Genomic DNA, 23,511 nt, shown 5'->3' on the forward strand with positions numbered 1-23,511 from the left:
GATATGAAACTGGTACGATACGGAACGCCCGGCGCCGAAAAGCCCGGCGTTATCGATAAAGATGGTCAGGTGCGCGATCTCAGCGCCGAGATAGACGACGTCGCCGGCGCAAACCTGACGAATGCAGGTATTGCAAAATTGCAGGCTATCACCCCCGAGAGCCTGCCGCTGGTCGCAAACCCGGAGCGCTACGGACCATGTGTGGCCGGCACAGGCAAGTTTATTTGCGTCGGTTTGAATTACGCCGATCACGCTGCCGAGACGAACGCCGAGATCCCGGAAGAACCGATCCTGTTCATGAAGGCGACGAGCGCGATCACCGGCCCCAACGACAATGTCATCATCCCGCGCAAATCCGTGAAGACGGATTGGGAGGTGGAGCTCGGCGTGGTCATCGGCGATGAGGCGCGCTATGTCTCGCGGGAGGACGCAATCAATCACATTGCTGGCTATTGCGTGATCAACGACGTTTCGGAGCGGGAATTCCAGGCCGAGCGCGGCGGTCAATGGACCAAGGGCAAGTCCGCCGACAGTTTTGGCCCGATCGGTCCCTGGCTGGTCACGCGGGATGAAGTCGCCGATCCGCAGGACCTCAAGATGTGGCTTTCGGTCGATGACGTGGTGCGCCAGAACGGCTCGACCCGGACGATGATCTTCGACGTGGTATTCCTCGTGCATTACATATCGCAGTTCATGAGCCTTCAACCCGGCGACATCATTTCCACGGGCACCCCTCCGGGCGTTGGCCTTGGCATGAAGCCGCCGACCTATCTTAAGGCCGGCCAGACGATCAGGCTCGGAATTGAGAGCCTGGGCACGCAGACGCAGCTTACGGTCGACGCCGCGTGAACCGTCGGGCGGATCGTACGGCTGCGTGAAACGATGGAGTTGTCGGGATGAACGTGATTGCGCTCGCTTATTGTCGCGGTCATCTGGATGTGATCCTGCCCGAAACGGCCCGCCCTGAGCCATCCGGTTTCGTCACAGGCGCTCGCGGAACTTGCAAAGGGCCGAACATCGGCATGCATCCTGATTTGCGATATCACCCGCCCTTTTTGCTCACAGCGAAGCAAGGAACCGAACCCTATGTGGTGAACTTCTCGCAAACCTTCGTCAGTTCAATCCAGGTCGGCCCGGTAGACCGTTTTCGCGTTTTTTGCCTCCGCCGGAACAGCATCCGCAGCCCGGTCCGTGGCCAACCTCAGCGTGCCGCGCGATCTCGCCTATTACAATGCCGCACGTCAAACTTGGGTCGCGCCCGCCGGTCGCTATGCGCTTCTCATGGCTGCCGATGCCGGCGAACTCTGCCAGCGTCTGGCCGTGGATCTCCAGGCCGAGTGGTCCGAAGCGGCCTGATGGTGAGGTGTTCTGGCCCAACGCAATTTTGGCTGCGCTGCGGCGGTCAGCCCTGCCGGGCTGGCGGCGATGGCATGGGCGTCGACCGGCAAGCCGTCGAAACGCGCCACGAATGTATTCTCTAGCCGAGGAGAGCCGGTCCAAAATTGGGTTTCGGTTTTCAACTTGACAGTTGTCTTGCGCCTTGGCTGCGTGTCCGTTCAAACGCCTTCAGTCGTTCCGGTGAGACGCTCGGCAGCATGACGGAGATCTGCCAGAGGGAAAGATAGCCGAAGCGTTCGATAAACGGCCCGGAAGAGGGGAGGCCGAGGGCTGTGGCGGCCTGCTCCAGAAGGGCCTCGTCGAGCGTGTTCAGCGGTTGCCGCAGTTTCGGTGAAAAATCGGTTTCCGGTGCGGATTTCCAGTCTTGTTCAAGGGTTTCGAGCGAGAGCGTCCGCTGTTTTCGGACAAGCAGGTGTTCGGGCCCGACATTGCCGGTCTGCGGCAGGCCGAGGCGTTCATATTGTTCTGGCGGTGCTTCGGCCTCGCGCATTGCTTCCACAAGCCATTGCGCCATCATCCGTTCACGGTCGTCATCGATGAGCGGATTGCGCTGTTCGGGATCGGTCTCAAGATCGTAGAGCAGGCTGCCGAAAGCATAGGGATTGCCCATTGCCATGCCCCGAACCTTGAGCAGCGGAACCCCCTTGGAAAACCCGAACGGGGCGGAGAGAGCAGCCTCCTTGAGGTCCGCGACGGCAAAGCGATGGTCGATGCGCGTCGGCATCAGCGTGTATTCATGGAGCGGGCTGTTGGACGGGCTCTTCGGCGCGCGCATGTAGACGTAGCGGCCGTCGGTGATGCTGACATGGCCGCCGAAAACGCCGAATAGCGCATGCGGTCGTGGCGGCGCGCTGCCGGAAAGAACCGGCGCGATCGGACGTCCCTCCATGTCGGGCGTGCGTTCGACGCCGAAATATTCGAGCAGGGTCGGGCCGAAATCCACCGTCTGCACCAGCGCATCCGAGCGCGTCCCCGCCGTTTTGGCGCGCGGGTCCCAGATGAACAGCGGCGTGTGGATGTTTTCCTCGAACCAGGGCTGGATGTTCTTGCCGAACCAGCCGTGTTCGCCGAGCAGGAAACCATGGTCGGTGCATACGATCAGCATCGTATCCTTCCACATGTCCTGTTCATCCATCAGGTCCATCACCCTGCCTAGATTGTCGTCGCACATGGTCAGCAGCGCCGCATAGGACTTGCGCAGGCGGGCGAGCGTTTCCGCGTCCTCGAGGACGGGACGATAGTCCGGCCAGTCGTAATGAAGCCCGGCCTCTTCCGCGCCGACGCGGGCCTTGTGGGCGTCGTCGGTGAAAAACGGCTCATGCGGGTCGAAGCATTCGATCTGCAGGAACCAGTTGTCGTCACCGGCATTGGTGCGCATGAAACCGAGGCCGGCATCGAAGGTCTGCGTCTGCGGAAAGTCGGCGGCGGTCTTCAGGTACTTGCGGTTGATCCAGTCCTGCCGCCAGAGCCGGCCCTTGCGCCAGGTCACGGTTTCCGGGATCACGGGATCCGCGACCTCGCCCTTCCAGGCATCGCCCTCCTGGCCGCGGAAGAATTCGTAGCTGGAATAGCGGTTGTGATAGGTCGCGCCGCCGTCCTCCCAGTAGTGCTGGTGGTCGGTGACGAGATGGGTGTAGATGCCGGCCTGTTTCAGCATTTCCGGCACGCTGTCGTCGAAGGGTTCGATTGGCCCCCAGCCGCGATGCAGGAAATTGTAGCGGCCCGTATGCATCTCGCGCCGTGCCGGCATGCAGGGCATGGAGCCGGCATAGCAGCGGTCGAAGGTCACGCTCCGCTCGGCCAGCCGGCGGAAATTGGGAAGGTCCACGTCGGTGGCGCCATAGGCCGGCAGGAACAGGCGGTTGAGGCTGTCGAACATCACCATGACGGCGCGCATGATTGTCTCCTTGAGAGGATCGGTCGTGAGGGCCGTCAGCCCGGTTTCTTGATATAGGGGGCGAGGAGGGCGAAGAACTCGTTCATCACCTTCGGCCGTTCGAGCGCTTTCGGGTCGAGCAGCCATTGCAGTCTCAGCCCGTCGGCGGCGGCGATCATCAGCCGAGCGATGCTTTCCACGCTCGTGCCGGGCGGCAGCCTGGTTTCGTCGATCGTCGCCGCAAGCTGGTCGGTCGCCTTGGCGACCACGGCGGCATAGCGCTCCTTGAACCAGGGATGGGCCGGATGGTCGGTGAAGATCGCCTCATGCGACAGAATGGCGAAGAGCTGAACCATCACCGGGTTTTTCTCGTTCCGCCGCAACGTCTCAACGAAGGCCTCGGCATAGGCGATGTTCTTGTTGGCGGCATCGGCGTTCTCGTCGATCAGAACGCGTTCCTCGCGCTGGCGCAGCACGGCAAGCAGCAATTCCGCCTTGGAGGGGAAATAATGCAGCAGGCCGGCCTGCGTCAGACCCACGGCCTCGGCGATATCGGCAAGGCTCGCGGTGTGGAAGCCGCCATGGGAAAACAGCCTGGTCGCGGCATCGAGGATTTCCTGGCGCCGGCTCTCGCCCTTGAGGCTGCGGCGGCGGCGTGGTTCGGCGTTTTGCTTCATCCTTGCTCTGCACCCTCCGGTTCTTGCGCTTGCGCGAGCATAAGGGCATCACGCTCGGCGGCAAAATGGCAGGCAACCTTTGAGCGCCCGTCCCGTTCGGCAAGTGCGGGATCGCTGTCCTTGCAGATCTGACGGTCGGAACGATAAAGCGGCCCGATCGGACAGCGGGTGCGGAAGCGGCAGCCGGAGGGCGGGTTGGCGGGCGAGGGCAGCTCGCCGCCAAGATAGATGCGTTCGCGGTCCCGGCGGGCGACATCGGCCTCGGGTGTCGCCGAGAGCAAGGCCTGGGTATAGGGGTGGCGGGGATGGTGGTAGACATCGTCCGTGGTTCCGGTTTCCACCAGCCGGCCGAGATACATCACCGCGACCATGTCGGAGATATGCTTGACCACCGCAAGGTCGTGGGCGATGAACAGGTAGCCAAGTCCGAGTTCGCTCTTCAGGTCATCGAGAAGATTGATGATCTGTGCCTGGATCGAGACATCGAGGGCGGAAACCGGCTCGTCGCAGATCAGGAGCTTCGGCTTGACGGCGAGCGCGCGGGCGATGCCGACGCGCTGGCGCTGGCCGCCCGAAATCTCGAACGGATAGCGGCTGAGGAAATGCGGCGCGAGACCGACCGTGTTCATCAGGTCGGCGGCGCGCGCTCTGGCGGCGCGACCCTTCAGCCCGACCACGGCGAGCGCCTCTTCCAGCGATTGCGAGATCGTGCGACGCGGATTGAGCGAGGCGGAGGGGTCCTGGTAGACATACTGGACGCGGCGATTGATGAAGTGGCGGTCCTCGGCGGACATGGCGGTCACGTCGCGACCATCGAGTTCGATCGAGCCGGAGGTCGGCTGGTTGATGCCGACCAGCGAGCGCGACAGGCTCGATTTGCCGCAGCCCGATTCGCCGACGAGACCGAAGGTCTGGCCGAGATAGACATCGAAGGAGATGCCGTCGACAGCGTAGACCGGGGTATGCTTGCGGAACATGCCGCCGGAACCGGCGGCGACATCGGTTTTGAGGTCGATGACTTTCAGGAAGGGCTTCGCGTTATCGGGCACCGCCGCCCGCGCGGGGAGGGCTGCGGACGGCGGCGGGGCGAGGTCGGTTTTACCCGCCTGCGCCACGTGGCAGGCTGAACGATGGCCGGGCTGCAACAGCGAAAGCGGCGGAACCTGTTCCCGGCAGATTTCGATGGCATGCGAGCAGCGCGGATGAAACGCGCATCCCGTCGGCAGGAAGGCCGGGATCGGGGGCTGGCCGGGAATGGCGGGAAGCTCATGCGTGTCGTCGGCGTCAAGGCGCGGCACGGAGCGCAGCAGCGCGGCCGTATAGGGGTGACGCGGCGCCGTCAGCACATCGCTGACGAGCCCGGTTTCGACCACCCGGCCGCCATACATCACCACGAGATCGTCGCAGAGCTCGGCGACCACGCCCATGTCGTGGGTGATCATGACAATGGAGACGCCGAGTTCGTCGCGCAGTTTCACGAGGAGCCGCAGGATCTGCGCCTGGATGGTGACGTCGAGCGCGGTCGTCGGCTCATCGGCGAGCAGCACGCTCGGGTGGTTGGCGAGCGCAATCGAGATGACCACGCGCTGGCGCATGCCGCCGGAGAATTCGTGCGGATAATTGTCTATATTGCGCTCGACGTCGGGGATGCCGACCTGGCGCAAGAGTTCCTTGGCCCGCTCGCGTGCGGCCGGGCCCTTGACGCCATGGACCTCCAGCGCCTCGACGATCTGGTCCCCGACACGCATCACCGGATTGAGCGCGGACTGGGGATCCTGGAACACCATGGCGATGTCCTTGCCCCGGATCTTGCGCATCTCCTCTTCGGGAAGCGTCAGCAGTTCGCGACCGGCGAGCTTTACTGAGCCTTCGCGGACATGGCCGGGTCTGCGAAGAAGGCGCAGGATTGAGCGTGCGGTGACGGATTTGCCCGACCCGCTCTCGCCCACGATGCCGAGCACGCGTCCGCGTCCGACCTCGAACGACACATTACGCACGGCGGTAATGCCGGCATCGCGGCTGCCAAAGGCAGTGGTGAGGTTATCGACCCGGAGCAAGGGATCGGTTGAAATATCGGTCATGATCTATTCCGAGCGGTTGACGGCGGCGTTCAGCGCATCGGCGAGAAGGCTGAAACCGAGCGCGAGCAGGATCAGGATGGCGGTCGGCCCGATCACATAGGTTGGCGCGCGCGAGATGTAGCGCATGCCGACATTGAGGAGCGTGCCGAGCGAAGGCTCGGGCGGCTGCAGGCCAAGGCCGACGATCGAGAGCGCCGCTTCGATGAACACTGCGGCGACGACGAACATCGCGCCCTGGACGATGATCGGCTCGACCGCGTTGGGCAGCACGTGGCGGACCATGATCTGCCATTTCGTGGCGCCGAGCGTGCGCGCCGCGGTGACGTATTCGCGCTGCATCTGCGACAGCATCGTCGCGCGCGCCAGACGGCCGAATGCCGGCAGGCCGAGAATGGTGATGGCGATCACCAGCGCCTGCCAGCCGGCACTGAAAATGATCACAACGGAGATGCCGAGGATGAGGCCCGGAAAGCCGGCGATCACATCCAGTCCCCGCTGGACGAAGGTGCCGAGCCGGGCGGAGATCACGCCGAACAGGCCGAGCAGCGTTCCGATCACCATGGAAAGCGGCACGGCGGTGTAGACAAGGCTTAGGTCGGTCCTGAGCCCGTAGATACTGCGCACAAAGATATCGCGCCCGAGTTCATCGGTGCCGAAGGGATGGGCGAGGCTGACGCCGAGCAGCGAATCGCGCGATTGCTGGTCGTAGCCGCCCGGAAACAGCACCGGCGCAAGCAGCGCGCCGCCCGTCAGGAGAACGATGATGGCGACGGCGATGATGCCCTTCGGCGTCGTTAGCGCCTCTGCGTAGCGGCGAAGGGCCGGGTGCAAAGACCATCTGTGGTCGTTGTGATGATCGGCTGCGGTTTCATCGAGGGATGTTTTGGACATGGTTTCAGCCCTCCAGCCGGATGCGCGGATCAAGCGCGGCGATGAGAATTTCGGAGAGGAGCTGGATCAGGACCGCGACGATAACGGCCCCCAGGATCAGCGCCTGCAGAACATAGTAGTCCCGGCTCTGCACCGCATAGATGGCGAGCGCGCCAAGACCGTTTCGGGCGAAGATCGCCTCGATGATGATGGCCCCGGCGAGCAGATCGCCGATCCTGAGCCCGATGGCGACAATCGCCGGGCCGAGACTGTTGCGCAGCACGTGCTTGCGCACGATCCGGCCGCGCGGCACGCCCTTGGCCTTGGCCAGATCGACGAAATCCTCGCCGCGGGTCGAATTCATCGTGGTCTGCAGCAAACGGGCGATCATGGCCGATTGCGGCAGCGCCAGCGCGATTGCGGGGAGGAGCAGGAACTTGAAGCCCATCACCGGATCCTTCGACAGGTTGACTTCACCCGATACCGGCAGAAGCTGGAAGGCGATCCCGAAAATGAGAATGAGGATAAGGCCTGTCAGGAATGGCGGCGTTGCCAGCAGCACTGTCGTGGCCACGTCGAGCACGGCTCTGGCCCAGCGCGTTCGCTCCGTTCCCGCAAGCACGCCAAGCCCAAAGCCGATGACGATCATGATGATCGTCGCCAGTCCCGCAAGCTCGAGCGTGCTTTCCAGCCGGTCGGCGATGACGGTGGAAACCGGCCGGCGCATGACGTAGGACTGGCCGAAATCGCCCTGCAGCGCACCCGTGAGCCAGTGGACATATTGCACGGGCATCGGCTCGTTGAGGCCGAGCTCTTCGCGCACGGCGGCGAGTTGCTCCGGCGTCGCGTCCGAGCCGGCGACCGTGATCGCGGGGTCGCCGGGCGCAAGGCGCGGCAGGGTGAAGGCGATGATCGACGACACGAAGGCGACGAGGATCACCGCGGGGAGCTTGCGGAGGAGAAAGCCGAACATCGGATTTACCTGTAGGTGGCGTTCTTGAACAGGATGTAGCCCCGCCTGGAGAACGATACGCCCTCAAGGTCAGCGGAAACGACGCTGGGGGACGGTGCCTGAAGAAGGGCGAGCGTGAAGGCTTCGTCCAGCATGTAGTCGGAGAGCGCCTCGACCGCCTTTGCCTGGTCGTCGGTCGTCGATGCCGCCGAGACCGCGTTGCGCAGCGTCTCATATTCATCGCTCCAGAAATGCGACGGGTTGCCCTTGCGTAGCGAGGGCAGCGAGGAGAGCAGCGTCGCGGTCTGGAAGCCGACCTGGCCATGGATCAGAATGAAGGCCTCGCCGAGGTCGCCGGCCACCTGCCGCTGGTCGTATTCGGCGACATCGAGGACCCTGGCCTCCGGCTCGAGCCCGACTTCGCGCAGATTGTTCTGCACGATCTCGAAGATCGAGCGGTTGGCGGGGATCGCGGGGATGGTGATCGTGACTTTAGCGCCCTTCGCGCCCGCCTCCTCCAGCATCTTGCTGGCCTTTTCGGGGTCGTAGGAATAGCGGTTCGCCTGTTCCTCGGTATAGCCGGGAGAGGACGGGGACCAGAACAGGTCGGTCGGCGTGCCGGCGCCGTCGAATACCTGGTCGACGATGCGCTGGCGGTCGATGGCATAGCCGACGGCCTGACGGACGGTTTTCTGATCGAACGGCCCCTCTTCGACATTGACGCCGAATGGATAGATCGTGCCGGCGGTGCTGACGATCGTGTACATCGGGTTGCGATCGAACTCGATGACATCGCGCGGCGTCATGCCGTAGCCGATCTGGGCGCGGCCCGAGCGGACCGCGGCGATCGTCGCCGTCGGGTCGGCGATGATGGCGTAGTCGAGATCGCGGATCTGGGCGGCATCCTTGTCGCGATAGTCGTCGTAGCGGCTGAGCTGCAGTTCGGCGCCCGGCGTCCAGCTCACGAATTTATAGGGACCGGTGCCGATCACCTTCGAGCCGTCCTCGCGCTCGGCATAGGTTTCCCTGTCGATGATCGGGGTTTCCTCGAACAGGTCCCAGACATTCGATGTCGGCTGCGAGAAAGTGATTACCACCTGCGTGTCGCTCGGCGTGTCGATAGCCTTGAAGCTGCGGGCGATGAAGCCGATCTGCGAGGCCGTTTCCGGCAGCGCCGCGGTCTCGAGGCTGTATTTCACATCTGCCGATGTCATCTTGCGGCCGGTATGGAAGGTGACATCGTCGCGCAGGTTGAGCGTCAACGTCATGCCGTCGTCGGACAGCGTCCAGTCTGTGGCAAGTTCGGGCTGGGGCTCGAAGGTCTCGGGATCGGTAAAGGTCAGCGTCTCGAATACGTTCTTGATCCAGGGGAAATTGCCGCCGCGAAAGGCGAGCAGATTGCGCGGCTGCGCGTCATAGGCCTGGGCGATGACGGCGCGCGACGTGTCCTGGGCAAGGGCCGGACCAAAATGAAGTGCGGCGATCATCGCCGCGGCCTGCACCGAACCGGTCAGCAAACGACGACGGGTGACCGAAAACAGTTTCGGGATGGGCATTGTAATTCTCCTCCACGGCGCCGCTCCACTCCCGACGCCTTCTTAAAACAACCTAGCACTTACTAGGTTTAACACAAGTCAATTTCCGCAGTCCGTCAGGTGGGGCGGTAGCCGCAATGCATGATACCGAGCCGAGGCGTCGTATCGAGGCATGCCGCCAACAACTGTTTTGGACTCGGCGGAAAGCCAGGTTTCGATCGTGCTCCGGACGTTGAGCCGCAGGCGCTCGAGAACTTGAAGCGGCCGGCAAAAGGGCAGAACTTCAGATGCGGGGAGCCAGCCTGCCTGCCGCTTTCGAACCCGTGGCGGCATAACCGTCGTTTATGGCCGGTCCCAATAAAAACATTGTCGACCGTCCTCCCCGAAGGCTATCCAGAGACAGATGAAAGCGTCTTGCAGGGAGGAACATGCATGACACCGGACGATCTGCCCCTCCATCTTCTGGAGAAGCCGCCCTTCAATCTCTCGGAGGATGACATCGCCTGGGTGGCGCAATCCGCCGGCGCGTTCGAAGGCGACATGGAAGGTCTGATCGCCCAGCTCTTCGTCATCGGTCTGCACGGACCGGCCGAGCCATGGGCGGCGGAAATCGAAAGGCTCAGGCCGGGCGGGATCACCCGCTTCTTCTCGCCGGATGGGGCGGCTGAGGTGAGGCTCCTTCAAACCCTGCAGCAACGCTCGAAGGTTCCGCTTCTTGTCTCGGCGGATCTCGAAGGCTCGCGCATGTCCTTCCCCTTCGGCACGCAGGTGCCCAATCCGCTGGCGCTCGCGGCGGCCGATGACGCGGCGCTGACCCGCGGCATCTACACGCTGATGGCTGACGAGGCGCGGGCGGTGGGCACCAACTGGTCATTCACGCCGGTTGTCGACATCAATGCCGCGTTCCGCTCTGCGATCGTGGCCACCCGTGGCTTCGGTTCCGATCCGGCGCTGATCGAGCGTCACGCGATGGTCCAGATCGAAACGCTGCAGCGCCACGGCATCGCCGCCTGCCTGAAACACTGGCCGGGCGAAGGCTATGACGACCGCGACCAGCATCTGGTGACCACAGTCAATCCGCTGTCCATGGACGAATGGGAGGCGACGTTCGGCAGGCTTTATCGCGCCGGGATCGAAAACAATGTCCTGTCGGTGATGTCCGCCCACATCGCGTTGCCGTCCTTCGTGCGCGCAGTCGATCCGGATGCCGAACCGGAAGAGCTCTTTCGGCCGGCGTCGCTTTCGCGGCTTCTCAATCAGGAACTGCTGCGCAACCGGCTGGGGTTCAACGGCCTGATCGTCTCGGATGCCTCCGAGATGGCGGGCGCGACGTCCTATATGGCGGCCGGCCCGGCCAAGGTCGAAATGCTCCGCGCCGGCTGCGACATGGTGCTGTTCACCGGCGATCTTCCGGGCGATATCGCCCTTGTCCGTGCAGCGCTCGACGATGGCAGCCTACCGGAGGCGCGCGTCACCGAAGCGCTGACGCGGGTTCTGGGCCTGAAGGCAGCGCTCGGCCTTCATCGCCGCGCGGTGGAAGCCGAACCCCTTGCCCGGCTGGCAACGCCTGAGGCGAAGGCGACCGCCGCGGAGGCTTTTGCCCGCGCGCCGACCTTGGTGAAGGACGTGGCGAACCTGTTTCCGCTGTCGCCGGAAACCCATCGCCGGGTGCTGGTCATCTCCGGCGGTATCGTCTCGCCGATCCATGGCGAACCGATGCAGCTTGCCCTGCCGGATATGATGCGCGCCCGCGGTTTCGAGGTGACGGTGTTCGCCCCCGGCGATCCGTGGCAGCCGGGGGATTATGACCTCGTGCTCTATCTTCTGGCGGAGGAGACGCTGCTGACACGCAGCCACATCTTCCTCGACTGGGCGCGGCTGATGGGCGATTTCCGGATGGCGATGAAGCGGCCCTGGCACGAGGTGCCGACCGCGCTAGTCTCCTTCGGCTATCCCTATTACCTCTACGACGCCCCGCGCATGCCCGCCGTCATCAATGCCTATGCGACCTCCGACGAGATGCAGGAGGCGGTGCTCGACTGCATGACCGGCAAAAAGCCCTTCACCGGAAAAAGCCCGGTCGACGCCTTCTGCGGGCAGGAACAGGCCCGGCTCTAGGACGCGAACATTCGTCGCCGCCGGCCGCGCCATGGGCGGAACCTTCCGCATTTGCCGGCGGGTCGCCCGCCGGCTTCATGCCCGCGCCATGTCGTCTCGGATCGCGCCTAGCAGACGCTCCCGGATCTGGGGATGCGCGGCGGCAATATCGTGGCGTTCCTCCGGATCTTCATCGAGGTCGAACAGCGCCACCGTATCGAGGCCCGCCGGATCGAACGCGGTGAACTGCATCTTGCCCGGCCGGACCGCCCGCCAGTCGCCGGCAACCAGCTTGAAACGGCCGTCGGTCACTGTCCGCCATGGGCCGAGGCCGGCGAAGACCAGCTTGTCGTCGGGCTCGTCTCCGCCTTCAAGCAGGCCCCGCAGACTGTCACCTTCCATCCCCGCGTCGGGAGCGCCCGAGAGATCAAGGAAGGTCTTTGCCATGTCGAGGAGGGAGACCGGCGTCCGGACGATGCGGTCTTTCGCCGAAACCCCGGCGCCGGCGACAATCAGCGGAACCCGCACGGAATTCTCGTCGGGCACGGATTTCGCCCAGAGCCTGTGGTCGCCGAGCATTTCGCCGTGGTCGGAGGCAAACACCACCAGTGTGTTGTCGCGCTGACCGGTCTCGTCGAGAAAGGCGAGGAAGCGTCCGAGCCAGTCGTCGATGACCTCGATCATCGCGGCATAATTCTGCCGGATCATCTGGTGTCGCGGGTCGGGCGAACCATCGACCGGTTCCGGGAAGGCGACATCCTTCCAGCGGTCGCGCATGCGCGCGGTCACGTCGAGCGGCTCATGCGGTCCGGCGAAGTTGACGGTCAGGAACCAGGGCTTGCCCGTGTCCTTCAGGCCTTCCAGTTCCTTCATCGCCTGGCGGCCGATCCAGTTGTCGCAATAGGCCTCGTCCGGAAGCGGCGAGAGATCGGGATTGGTATAGGCGTCGGGCAGCGGAAGATCGCTTGCGGCGATCTCGTTGACGGTCGCGGGAATATTGGCGCGGTCGCGGCGGCGGAAATCGGCGTCATGGGTGTCGGCGAGCCCGATTTCGGCGAGATAGGTCATGTAGGGTTCGCGGGCGCCGCGCTCGCGGCCATAGATGGCGTCATGCTTTCCGGCATTGTCGATGCCGCGGGTGAAGCCGAGATCGGCGAGGCGGCTTTCGCCCGTCTCCGTCATGTGCTTTCCATCCGCGCCCCAGTCCATGAAGCCCTTCAAAAGGTCGAGCTTGCCGACCGTGGATGTTTCGTAACCGTTGTCGGCCATGCGCCGGTAGATCGTGTCGGCGCCCGCCGGCACATTCTGGTTGTTGTGCTGCACCGGGCTACGATCATAACGGCGGCCGGTGGCGATGCAGGCGCGGGCCGGCGCGCAGATCGGAGACGGCGTCCAGGCCTGTTCGAAATTGACGCCGCGTTCGGCAAGTGCCTTGGCGTTCGGCGTCCGGACGGGAACCGTCGCGCGCGGCTCCACCCAGTCGGAGCGCAATTGGTCCGGGAAAACCAGAAGAATGTTCGGTTGCATGATGAGCTTCCTATGCGGGTAGATGTCGGCCGAGCCGGCCGTCGAGAGCATGCAGATCCTCGGGCGTGACGCCGGGCGACATGACGGCGAGCGCCCAGAGGCTGTTGCGACCGAAGCGCTCGACCATTGCGGGACCGAGCGCGAAACCGAATGTCTCGTCGACAAGGGCTTTCAGGGCCGGGTCTGCAAAGACTTCGGCAATCGTGAGGCTGGCGGCGGGACCGTAGCTTTCCACCGGAGCCCGTTTCCAGTCACGCTGGCGGCTGCGTTCGATCTGGGGCCACTGCTTTTCGATCAGGAGATGCCGCGCCTCGACCGGGCCCGTTTGCGGCAGGCCGAGGCGTTCATACTGCGAGGCCGGCGCGTCATTCTCGCGGATGGCCTCGACCAGCATGGTTGCCATCCGGGTCTCGAGCGCGGGATCGTTCAACGGGGTCGTTTCGTCCGGATCGGTTTCAAGGTCGAACAGCAGCGTTCCGAAATGATGGGGATTGCCGAAAGCGCCGCCGCGCGTGACGATGGTCTGCACCCCCTTGGTGAAGGAGAAGGGCGGAGCGACCCGGATGTCGCTGAGCTCGCCCGGCGAGAACCGCGCCTTCATCCGCGTCGGCATCAGTGTGAATTCCTCAAGCGGCCGGTTCTGCGGGGTGGCGCAGGCGCGCATATAGACGTAGCGACCGTCGGTGATGCTGACATGACCGCCGAAAATGCCGAAGAGCGCGGTTTCCCGCACCGGAGCGCCTGTGCGCAGATGCTGAAGGATCGAGCGCGATTGCATGTCGGGCGTCGGTTGAATCCCGAAGGCATCAAGAAAGGTCGCGGCGAAATCGACGGTCTGGACCAGGCCGGCATCCCGGGTGCCGCGGCCGCCTGAGACCGGGTCCCAGACGAATAGCGGCGTATGGATGGTTTCCTCGTACCAGGGCTGGACGTTCTTGCCGTACCAGTCGCGCTCACCGATCAGCAGGCCATGGTCGGTGCACACGATCAGGATCGTGTCCTTCCACATGTCGCCCGCGTCCATCCGGTCGAGCAGTCGACCGAGGCTGTCATCGCACATCCTCAAGAGCGCGCCGTAGCGCGCCTGAACCTGGTCGACGGTGTCCTCGTCTTCGAGTACCGGCCGGTAATCCGGCCAGTCATAATGGGGCATGTCTTCGCGCACGCCCGCAAGGCCGTGATATTCTTCGGGCGTGAAGAAGGGTTCGTGCGGGTCGAAACATTCGATCTGCAGGAGCCAGTTGTCAGCGCCGACATTTGTGTTGATGAATTCCAGCCCGGCATTCAGGGTTTTCGTCTGGAAATGGGTGTCGCGGGTGCCGGTATAGGTCCGGTTGATCCAGTCCTGCCGCCAGCCCTTGCCGCTGCGCCAATTGAGCGATGGCGGGATTACCGGATCGGCGACATGCCCCTTCCAGGGATCGCCCTCCTGCCCGCGAATGAACTCGAAGGAAGAGAAGCGCGGATGATAGGTCGCGCCGCCATCCTCCCAGTAGTGGACATGATCGGTCACGAGATGGGTGTAGACGCCGTGCCTGCCAAGGATTTCATAGCTGCTGTCGTCGAACGGCTCGAGCGGGCCCCAGCCGCGATGGAGGAAATTGGGCCGGCCGGTGTGCATCTCCCGGCGGGCGGGCATGCAGGGCATGGAGCCCGCATAGCACCGGTCGAAGGTCACGGTCCGGCTTTCCAGCCGCCGGAAATTGGGGAGATCGAACCGGGTTCCGCCATAGGCCGGAAGATAGAGCCGGTTGAGGCTGTCGAACATCAGGACAATGGTACGCACGGTGGCAGGCTCTTGTCATGGAGGGATTAAGGGCGGGCCGCCAGGTGACGGTCCGCCCGATGCCGAATCTCAGCCGCCGGAGGCGTGATTGAGCACGAGGTAGCCGGTCGTGGTGTATTCGGCGCCCTGAAGGCTGGTTGCCGAGACCGAAAGCGTCGGCGCCGTCAGGATATTGAGGTTGAACGCCTCATCGAGGATATAGTCGCCGAGCGCCTTGACCGCTTCGTCAGATGCCTGCTTGGTCGAAGCACTCTGCACGGCATCGCGCAGCTTCACATAGTCATCGTTCCAGAAATGCGATGGATTGCCCTCGCGCAAAGCTGGCGCGGCGCTGAGCAGCGTTGCCGGGCTCAAGCCGTCCATGCCGTGGAGCTGGATGAACACCGGGCCGAGATCGCCGGCGATCTGCTGCTGGCCGTAGGTCGCGGTGTCGAGAATATTGGCCTCGACCTTGAAGCCGACATCGGTGAGGTTGTTCTGCACGATCTCGAAAATCGCCCGCTGCGACGGCAGGGCATGAAGCGCGACGGTGGCGGTCGCCCCTTCGGCGCCGGCCTCCTTCAGCAGTTCGCGGGCCTTTTCGGGGTTATAGGCATAGTGCTGCGCCTGTTCGTCAGACGTCGGCCAGAAGAGATCGGTCGGATTGCCAAGGCCGTCGAAGACCTGCTGGTTGATGCGGTCCCGGTCGATCGCGTAGCCGATCGCCTGGCGCACGCGTTTGTCGTCGAACGGCGCGTCGGTGACGTTGACGCCGAGCGGATAGAGCGAACCGGCCGTGGGCGTGGTCTGGTACATCGGGTTGCCGGAAAGCTCGATCACGTCGCGCGGCTGCATCTGCATGGCGAGTTGGGCGCGGTTCGAGCGCAGGGCCGCGATCATCGCGGTCGGATCGGTGATGATGGCGATATCGATATCGTCAAAGGCATGAGCGTCGGGATCACGATAGCCGTCATAGGGTTCCAGGCGGATCGAGGCGCCGGGCACCCACTCGACGAATTTGTAGGGTCCGGTGCCAACGAGCTCCTTGCCGTCGGCGCGCTTGTCGTAGCTATCCTTGTCCACAATGACCGTCTGCGACAGGAACTCGAACAGGTTCGGCATCGGCTTTTCGAGTGTCAGGACGACCTCGGTGTCGCTTGGCGTCGCAATCTCGGAAATCGCGCGGGCGATGAAGTCGAACTGGGACGCGGAGGCCTTGTCGGCGGCCGTTTCCAGTGTGAACTTCACGTCGGCCGACGTGAAGGGACGGCCCGAATGGAAGGTTACGCCGTCCTGAAGTTCGAAGGACACGGTCCTGCCGTCCTCGGAAACGGTCCAGCTCCTGGCGAGCACCGGCTGCGGGTCATCCGTGCCGGGCATGATCCGCACCAGCGGCTCGAACACCGCCTGCAGCCACGAAGTGTTGCCGGCGCGGATCGGAAGAATGTTCTTCGGCTGGGCATCGCTCGGTGTGGCGATCGTCAGCGTTTCGGCGAACGCCGCTCCGGGCACGGCCAGAGCAGCGGCAAGTGCGGCGGCGGAAACGCGTTTCCGCCATCCGTTGAATTGAAAGGTCATGGGCTCTCCTCCTTGTCATTCGCTCTGCCGTGCGGCGCTCGAATGAAGGCCGTGGGCAGCGAAATCTCCTCGTGCGGCGGAGAATGGTTCGCTCACCCATGCAGTACAAGCACAATAACCGATGTCCGCCATTAACGATGCTTATGGCTTTTGATTTTCCAGCGGACCGAAACGTTGCAGACAAAGCCGCCGGATGGCCTGCACGATCTCCCAGTCATCCATTTCCGATCGGTAGAAGACGGCGGCGGTGTTGCGGCGCGGGGTGAGCCCCGCGGGCACGACCGTCAGATTGGGCGTCAGGTCGCGGTTGATCACCGAATGCGGCATCACGGCCAGGAAATCGCCGAGTTCCAGCAGCCTCAGTGTCGGCATCAGCCCGTCGCAGACCACGCGGACCTCTGGTTCGACGCCGAGATGCTCATAGATCGCATGGCGCATCATGTCGCGATAGTTCGGCATCGCGCTGTAGACGACCCAGGGAAAATCGAGCAGCCGGATCGGCGCGATCGTGCCGTCCGGGCCGCGATGCCGGAAGATCGGATGGTTCTTGCGGCCGACCACATTGGCGAGGATCCGGGCAAAGGGCATGACCGATATGCCGGGTTCTCCACCCGGCGTGAGGTCGACGCCGGTGAAGATGAAATCGAGGCGACCCTCCTTCAGGTCCCGCAGGCTGCCGCGCGGCTCGATGCTGAGCAGTTCGAATACGACCTTGGGAAAATCCTTCTGAAGCTGGTTGACGAACTCGGGCAGGATCGCGCCGCGCCAGATCGGCCCGGCGCCGATCCTGATCGAGGTCTTGCCCTCGGCCGGATCGGTCTGCAGCAGCTTTTCGGCGAGTTGCCAGTGGCGTTCGATGCCGAGCGCCGAGGAAAGCACCCGTTCGCCAAATGGCGTTGGTTCGACCCCGCGGGAATGGCGGATGAGGATCGGCTGGCCGAAATGCTTCTCAAGCTGGGAGACCGAGCGCGAAAGCGCCGGCTGGGTGACGTTTAGCCGCCGCGCCGCCCGTCCGAGGCTGCCTTCCTCGATAATGGCCTTCAGCCGGAACAGATGGGTTACATAATCTAGCATGGCCTTCGTCCCGGTCCTCAATGAGCATGGCAGCTTCTACTGCGTACGAAGCCCGGATTGCAAATGTTGGAATGCGGCCGACGTCCACCGGTGCGATGCCGCAGCGTTTGCCCGGGCAACACGGGCTTCAAGGGACAAATTCGTGCGGTGACAACAATGTGATTGATCGAAGGGTGGATCAATCACAATTTGAGTGCGCCCCATGGAGACTCATTTGAGCGGCATTGCGGCAGTGGCGGACAGCCAAGCGGCCGGGGCAGGGCGATATCTTGCAGTTATCACGCTCCAACGAACATTCATTATCATTTCAGCGATAGCTCGGCCATATTCCTGCGGGAGGAGCATCCATGAGAACCATTTTCGTCCTGTTTGACAGTCTGAACCGCGCTATGCTCGGCGCTTACGGCGGAACCGAGGTCAAGACGCCGAACTTTGATCGATTCGCCGCGCGCGTGGTGACGTTCGACCGTCACTATGTGGGCTCACTGCCCTGCATGCCCGCTCGCCGCGATATGCATTCCGGGCGCCTCAATTTCCCCCACCGCTCATGGGGACCTCTGGAGCCATTCGACAATTCCTTTGCCGAGATCATGAAGGGGAGCGGCGTTTATACCCATCTGATCACGGACCATCTGCATTATTTCGAAGATGGCGGGCATGGGTTTCACACGCGGTTCTCGAGCTACGATTTCATTCGCGGGCAGGAATACGATCCCTGGGTCGCCATGGTCGATCCTCCGCTTGATCGGATCCGGGAAAAGTTCGATGCCCGCCATTACAATACGGAAAAGCCTGACAAGCGGCTGCAGCATGCGATCAATCGCGAGACAATCTTGGCGGAAGAGGACTTTCCCGGCCCTCGATGCTTTGCCTCCGCCTTCGAGTTCCTCGACCGCAACCGCGCGGCCGATGACTGGTTCCTGATGCTGGAGTGCTTCGATCCCCATGAGCCCTTTCATGCCCCGGATCGCTTCAAGGCGGCCTGCGAGACGGGATATAATGGCGGCGTGCTTGACTGGCCGCATTATGACCGGGTGACCGAAAGCCCCGAGGAAATCGCGGAGATTCGCGCGAACTACGCGGCGCTCGTCGCCATGTGCGATGCGTATTTCGGCAAGTTGATCGACTATATGGACGAACATGACATGTGGAAGGACACATGCGTCGTGCTCACCACAGACCACGGGTTCCTGCTTTCCGAGCACGACTGGTGGGGCAAGTGCCGCATGCCCTACTATGAGGAGGTCTCGCACATTCCGTTGATGATCCATCATCCCGATCACGGACATCTTGCCGGGACGCGGCGCAAACAACTGACGCAGACGACCGATCTGATGCCGACCTTCATGGATATCCACGGGTTGGACACGCCGCAGGAGGTGACCGCACAAAGCATCATGCCGCTCCTGGCGCGCGAGGAAGCCATCCGCGATGCTGCCGTCTTCGGGGTTTTTTCGGGCCCGATCGGCGTGACCGACGGCGAGCATGTGCTCTATCACTATCCGCCGGACCTTTCCCGCGAGGGGCTCAGTGAGTACACGCTCGTTGCGAACCACATGACGGCGCCGTTCACGATCGAGGAGCTGCGCACCGCCCAGCTTCATCCAGGTTTCGATTTCACAAAGGGCGTGCCGGTGCTCAAGATCGACGCGCGTCGGGATGCCAAGCGTGTGCCTTATAATGACGGCAAGGGCTTCGCCGACCCCGGCACCCGGCTTTACGATCTTAAGGCCGATCCGAAGCAGCGGTCGCCGATCGAGGACGCCTCCACAGCCGAAAGCCTGTACCGGCTGATGATCGATGAGCTTAAGGTCCACGATACGCCAGCGGAGGTCTACCGCTGGTATCAACTCGAAGCCGGGTGAGGAACAGGCATCCGCGTTGCGGGAGGCAAGCGTTGCGATGGGTGCCTCGCTATGTTCCTGCCGGGTCCCTTCACGTTGAAGCGGGTGCGGTTCGGTTTGTTCAAGCCGATACCTGCGATACCCTCTGGTTATCTTTGCCGGCCCAATCTATCCTCGCGGCAAAGAGCAGGAGTGAGGAGCGGCAATGCACGACATCTGGCGGTTTCAGCATTTTCTCGGCGTGGTGGATGCCGGCAGTTTTCATGGCGCCGCGCGGGCGATGAATATCAGCCAGCCGGCGCTGACGAAATCGATCCGGCTTTTGGAGGAGGCGTTCGGGACGGAACTGTTCCTGCGCCTGCCGCGCGGCGTCCGGCTGACGGAAGCCGGCGAGATGATGCATATCCGCGCGCGAGAGGTCGAGGCCGCTTGGAACGCTGCGATCGTCGAGGTCGGCGCGCAGTCCAAGGGCCTTGGCGGGACGATGCGTATCGGCGGCGGGCCCGTCTATTCTTCCGTTCACTTCCCCAACATGCTCGCCGACCTCCGTCGGCGTTTCCCGCATCTGAAGGTGCAGGTATCAACCGGCGTGGGCAGCGAACTGCTGCCGATGCTGAAAACGGGCGATATCCGGGTCTATGCGGGCGGCATCCCGCGCACCGAAGGCGGCACCTTCAATCTCGGCGCCGAGTTCAGGACCATCGAACTCTACCAGCAGCAGAACGCGATCTTCGCCTCCAGCCAGCACCCGCTGTTTCTCAAGGATCGCGTCGAGCCGGCCGACACGCTCGACTATCCATGGCTTTGCCTTTTCAGCGGCCAGCAGGCAAACATCCAGATCCGTAACTATTTCGAAGCCCGCGGCCTGCCCGAGCCTCGCGTTGCGCTGGAATCCCATTCCCTGCAGATCGCCTTCAAGATGATCGCGGAGCATCAGTTCATCGGCTGCATGCCGGTGCCTCTCAGCGCAACCTCTGAAGGGCGCGACCTGAAGGAAGTCGCGCTTGACGGCTTTCGCTGGAGCATTCCGACCGGGATCACGTTCCACAGGAGTTTCGCGGATTTTGCGCCGATCACCCAGATGATCCGTTCCCTGAATGCGGTGACGGAACCGCTGCGTGAGGGAGAGGGATCGCCCGCACCAGTGGCCCGCGCAAAGCCCTGAAATCATCAAAAGCCTCATTGCCGGAATAGTCCCGTTCCTCCGACGGAGACAGTGGTTGCGCGCGCCTGCGATATCTCAGGGTTATCGCTATTCGCTCCGAATGTATTTTTCAAGAATTGGCAAATGTCTAGTATCGCGGCAGGGAGACCATACATGAAGCTTGTTTTTGTCCTGTTCGACACGCTGAACCGGCGCGCTCTGGGCGCTTATGGCGGGCGTGAGGTCGCGACGCCGAATTTCGATCGCTTCGCCAACCGGGCGATGACCTTCGACAATCACTATGTCGGCAGTCTCCCCTGCATGCCGGCCCGCCGCGACATGCACACCGGCAGGCTCAATTTCATGCATCGCTCCTGGGGGCCGCTCGAACCCTTCGACAATTCGCTGCCCGCGATCCTGAACAAGGCGAATGTCTACACGCACCTGATCACCGATCATTTCCACTATTTCGAGGACGGCGGCGCGACCTATCACAACCGCTACCGCACCTGGGACCTGGTTCGCGGCCAGGAATTCGACCCGTGGAAAGCCGTAGTCGAGCCGCCGCTCGAACGCTTCGCCCGGGACTATTCCGATCTCCACTACAACAAGCCGGGCGAACGGAATCGGCTGCAGCACCAGATCAACCGTTCCTTCATCCGCGACGAGGCGGATTTCCCGGGCCCGCAATGCATCACCAAGGGCCTGGAGTTCCTTGATAGCAATCGCGATGCCGACAACTGGATGCTGCAGATCGAGTGCTTCGATCCGCACGAGCCGTTTCACGTCCCGGAGAAATACCGCAAGGCGCTGCCGACTGATTACGACGGCCCAATCCTGGATTGGCCGCGCTACGGGCCGTGCACCAACACGCCTGAAGAGATCGCCGAGATCAGGGCGAACTACAACGCCCTCGTTGCCATGTGCGACCATCATTTCGGCCGGCTGCTCGACTATTTCGACGAACACGATCTCTGGAAGGACACCTGCCTCGTTCTGTCGACGGATCACGGATTCCTGCTTTCCGAGCATGAATGGTGGGGCAAGAACATCCCGCCCTATTTCGACGAGATTTCGCACATCCCCCTGATCATGCATCATCCAGACCATACCGAGCGCGCCGGAACCCGCATCGACGCCCTGACGCAGACGCCGGACCTGATGCCGACCATGCTCGACATTTTCGGCCTTGAGGCGCCGAAGGAGACGCGCGGCCGCCCGATCCTTGATCGGCTGGATGAGGATGACGAAGAGCGGATCATCGCCTTCGGCATGCATGGCGGTCCGGTCGGCGTGACCGATGGGCGGCACACCTATTTCCGCTATCCGCCGGATCGCGACGGCCCGGCGCCCGCGGAATACACGCTGATGCCGACCCATCTGAAATCGCTGTTCTCGGTGGAGGAGCTCGCGGATGCGACCCTTCATCCGCCGCTCGATTTCACCAAGGGCGTCCCCGTGCTGCGCGTTCCGGGACTTTCGCCCGAAAAGCGCGGGCCCGGCCTCTACAAGGATACCCACGGACGGTTCGGGACATCGCTTTATGACCTGACCAAAGATCCGGGGCAGTCGACACCTGTCGATGATCCGGCGATTATCGCGCGTCTCGAGGATGGCTTAAGGGGTATCCTGAAGGCGCACGACGCCACTGATGATTTCTACGCGTGGCTGGGGCTTGATGCGCCGGCGCGTTCGTTCGCAACTAAAACGGGAGGAGAATGACAATGGATACAGTTCAACGCATACGCAAACGCATGCTGACGCTTTCAGCGACGGCCGCCATGACGCTCACAATGGCAGCCGCCGCCCACGCGCAGGAGGGAACGACGCTGCGGGTGCTGATCAATCAGTCGCCCTGGCTCGACGGCTTCATCGCCATGGTGGATGCCTATGAAGAGGAGACCGGCACGCAATTCGACCTCGACGTGACGCCGTTCGGCGGCATGCTGGAGAAGACCCGCAACTCGTTGCGCGCCGGCGAGGGCGATTATGACATCCTCAACTTGAACGCCAGCGGCATGGCCGAGATCTATGCTGGCGGCTTTTTGAAGCCGCTCAAGGAGATCGACCCGGACTTCAGCCTGCCCGAAAGCGTGCTGACCTTCGGCAACTCGACCTACTGGAATGCCGAAACCCACAGCTTCGATCCGGATGGAACGCTGCTGTCCGTCCCGACCAACGGCAATGTCCAGATATTCTACTATCGCAAGGACCTCTATGAGGAGGCCGGCCTCAAGGTGCCCGAGACCTGGGACGATCTTCTGGCCAATGCCAAGGCCCTGAACGATCCGCCGAACATCTATGGCTTCGTGCCGCGCGCCGCGCGCGATTCGATCCTCTACAATTTCACGCCCTACCTGTTCAGCTACGGGGCGACGTTCTTCGCCGACGCTGCCAAGGGCGATTTCACGCCGACCATTGCAAGCGAAGAGGGCCTTGCGGCGCTTGAGGAATACATCGCCCTCGGCAACGAGGCGGGGCCGCCCAATCCGGGCGCGATCGCGCAGGCCGAACTGATCCAGCTGATGGCAACCGGCAAGGCGGCGCAGGCGATCGCGGTGGTGGCCGCCTATTCCTCGCTCACCGACCCCAACAGCTCGATCGTCGCCGACAAGATCGCAACCGCCCTCATTCCGGCGGGCCCCGGCGGCATTCATTCGTCGGCCGCCGGTCAGTGGGTCGGCGGAATCGCCAAGAACGTACCGGAAAGCCAGCAAAAGGCGGCCCTGGATTTCTTCAAATGGTTCCTGGAGAAGGAAAACCAGGTCAACTACGTTCTCGACGGCGGCGTTCCGGTTCGTGACGATCTTGGTGACGCCGAAGAGGCGAGCGACCCGGCCTTCGCCTTCATTCCGGCCTTTTCCGAAAATGCGGCCAATGCCCAGATGAATATGCCGCTGGTCGAGGGCACGCAGATCAAGGATGCGATCTCCGTCCATCTCAACCGTGCGGTCATCGGCGAGATCACGCCGACCGAGGCGCTTAACGCTTCGGCCGATGACATGTACAAGATCCTGACGGACGCCGGTTACGACGTCAAAGAGCCCAACCATCTGTAATTGAGCTGCTCCGGCCTGTGCTCCTTGGCGCAGG

At 62.9% G+C, this 23,511-nt stretch carries 18 protein-coding genes; 8 read left to right on the forward strand and 10 right to left on the reverse strand.

Annotated elements, in window-relative coordinates:
• Positions 1 to 3 precede the first annotated feature (3 nt).
• The 3 genes from V6765_RS21325 (at position 4) to V6765_RS21335 (ending at position 1,356) form a co-directional block, all read left to right on the forward strand.
• Positions 4 to 849, forward strand: coding sequence for a fumarylacetoacetate hydrolase family protein (locus V6765_RS21325; RefSeq protein ID WP_448432556.1), 846 nt, complete (start codon positions 4 to 6; stop codon positions 847 to 849).
• A 114-nt stretch (positions 850 to 963) separates the two neighbouring features.
• Positions 964 to 1,095, forward strand: coding sequence for a hypothetical protein (locus tag V6765_RS21330; protein WP_448432777.1), 132 nt, complete (start codon positions 964 to 966; stop codon positions 1,093 to 1,095).
• A 96-nt stretch (positions 1,096 to 1,191) separates the two neighbouring features.
• Positions 1,192 to 1,356 carry a hypothetical protein gene (locus tag V6765_RS21335; RefSeq protein ID WP_448432558.1) on the forward strand — a complete coding sequence of 55 codons (165 nt, stop codon included), beginning with the start codon at positions 1,192 to 1,194 and terminating at the stop codon, positions 1,354 to 1,356.
• 160 nt (positions 1,357 to 1,516) lie between these two features.
• Here V6765_RS21335 and V6765_RS21340 read toward each other — a convergent pair whose 3' ends face one another.
• Genes V6765_RS21340 through V6765_RS21365 form a run of 6 tightly spaced genes read right to left on the reverse strand, consistent with a single transcriptional unit; the run spans position 1,517 to position 9,410 of the window.
• Positions 1,517 to 3,295 (reverse strand): sulfatase-like hydrolase/transferase, encoded by a 1,779-nt coding sequence (locus V6765_RS21340; protein ID WP_448432559.1) that lies wholly within the window; start codon positions 3,293 to 3,295, stop codon positions 1,517 to 1,519.
• A gap of 35 nt (positions 3,296 to 3,330) precedes the next feature.
• A complete protein-coding gene (locus V6765_RS21345; RefSeq protein WP_448432562.1) occupies positions 3,331 to 3,951 on the reverse strand; it encodes a TetR/AcrR family transcriptional regulator in 621 nt (206 codons plus the stop codon).
• Positions 3,948 to 6,032 carry a dipeptide ABC transporter ATP-binding protein gene (locus V6765_RS21350; RefSeq protein ID WP_448432564.1) on the reverse strand — a complete coding sequence of 695 codons (2,085 nt, stop codon included), beginning with the start codon at positions 6,030 to 6,032 and terminating at the stop codon, positions 3,948 to 3,950. Before V6765_RS21350 ends, V6765_RS21345 begins: the two co-directional genes overlap by 4 nt.
• A 3-nt stretch (positions 6,033 to 6,035) precedes the next feature.
• On the reverse strand, positions 6,036 to 6,923 hold the full coding sequence (locus V6765_RS21355; protein ID WP_448432566.1) for an ABC transporter permease: 888 nt from the start codon (positions 6,921 to 6,923) through the stop codon (positions 6,036 to 6,038).
• Positions 6,924 to 6,927: 4 nt separating this feature from the next.
• Entirely contained in the window at positions 6,928 to 7,875 is a 948-nt protein-coding gene (locus tag V6765_RS21360) for an ABC transporter permease (protein ID WP_448432568.1), read from the reverse strand.
• Positions 7,876 to 7,880: 5 nt separating this feature from the next.
• Entirely contained in the window at positions 7,881 to 9,410 is a 1,530-nt protein-coding gene (locus V6765_RS21365) for an ABC transporter substrate-binding protein (protein ID WP_448432570.1), read from the reverse strand.
• A 411-nt stretch (positions 9,411 to 9,821) separates the two neighbouring features.
• Between V6765_RS21365 and V6765_RS21370 the strand changes: the two genes are divergently transcribed.
• A complete protein-coding gene (locus V6765_RS21370; RefSeq protein WP_448432572.1) occupies positions 9,822 to 11,507 on the forward strand; it encodes a glycoside hydrolase family 3 protein in 1,686 nt (561 codons plus the stop codon).
• A gap of 75 nt (positions 11,508 to 11,582) precedes the next feature.
• Here V6765_RS21370 and V6765_RS21375 read toward each other — a convergent pair whose 3' ends face one another.
• The 4 genes from V6765_RS21375 to V6765_RS21390 form a co-directional block, all read right to left on the reverse strand.
• Positions 11,583 to 13,013 (reverse strand): sulfatase family protein, encoded by a 1,431-nt coding sequence (locus tag V6765_RS21375; RefSeq protein ID WP_448432574.1) that lies wholly within the window; start codon positions 13,011 to 13,013, stop codon positions 11,583 to 11,585.
• Between the two features lie 10 nt (positions 13,014 to 13,023).
• Positions 13,024 to 14,799, reverse strand: a complete 1,776-nt coding sequence (locus tag V6765_RS21380; RefSeq protein ID WP_448432576.1) for a sulfatase — start codon at positions 14,797 to 14,799, stop codon at positions 13,024 to 13,026.
• Positions 14,800 to 14,868: 69 nt separating this feature from the next.
• The gene (locus tag V6765_RS21385; protein WP_448432578.1) at positions 14,869 to 16,356 is read right to left on the reverse strand and encodes an ABC transporter substrate-binding protein; all 1,488 of its coding nucleotides are present in this window, start codon (positions 16,354 to 16,356) and stop codon (positions 14,869 to 14,871) included.
• A gap of 141 nt (positions 16,357 to 16,497) precedes the next feature.
• Entirely contained in the window at positions 16,498 to 17,430 is a 933-nt protein-coding gene (locus V6765_RS21390; RefSeq protein WP_448432580.1) for a LysR family transcriptional regulator, read from the reverse strand.
• A gap of 347 nt (positions 17,431 to 17,777) precedes the next feature.
• Between V6765_RS21390 and V6765_RS21395 the strand changes: the two genes are divergently transcribed.
• The 4 genes from V6765_RS21395 to V6765_RS21410 all read left to right on the forward strand — a co-directional run bounded on the left by V6765_RS21395 (position 17,778) and on the right by V6765_RS21410 (position 23,477).
• Positions 17,778 to 19,295: a sulfatase gene (locus tag V6765_RS21395; RefSeq protein ID WP_448432582.1), complete on the forward strand. Its 1,518-nt coding sequence runs from the start codon at positions 17,778 to 17,780 to the stop codon at positions 19,293 to 19,295.
• A gap of 184 nt (positions 19,296 to 19,479) precedes the next feature.
• The gene (locus V6765_RS21400) at positions 19,480 to 20,439 is read left to right on the forward strand and encodes a LysR family transcriptional regulator (protein WP_448432584.1); all 960 of its coding nucleotides are present in this window, start codon (positions 19,480 to 19,482) and stop codon (positions 20,437 to 20,439) included.
• Positions 20,440 to 20,592: 153 nt separating this feature from the next.
• Positions 20,593 to 22,140, forward strand: coding sequence for a sulfatase (locus tag V6765_RS21405; protein WP_448432586.1), 1,548 nt, complete (start codon positions 20,593 to 20,595; stop codon positions 22,138 to 22,140).
• A gap of 2 nt (positions 22,141 to 22,142) precedes the next feature.
• The gene (locus tag V6765_RS21410) at positions 22,143 to 23,477 is read left to right on the forward strand and encodes an ABC transporter substrate-binding protein (RefSeq protein WP_448432588.1); all 1,335 of its coding nucleotides are present in this window, start codon (positions 22,143 to 22,145) and stop codon (positions 23,475 to 23,477) included.
• The last annotated feature ends 34 nt before the right edge of the window (positions 23,478 to 23,511 follow it).

The organism is Martelella sp. FOR1707 (genome assembly GCF_053484265.1).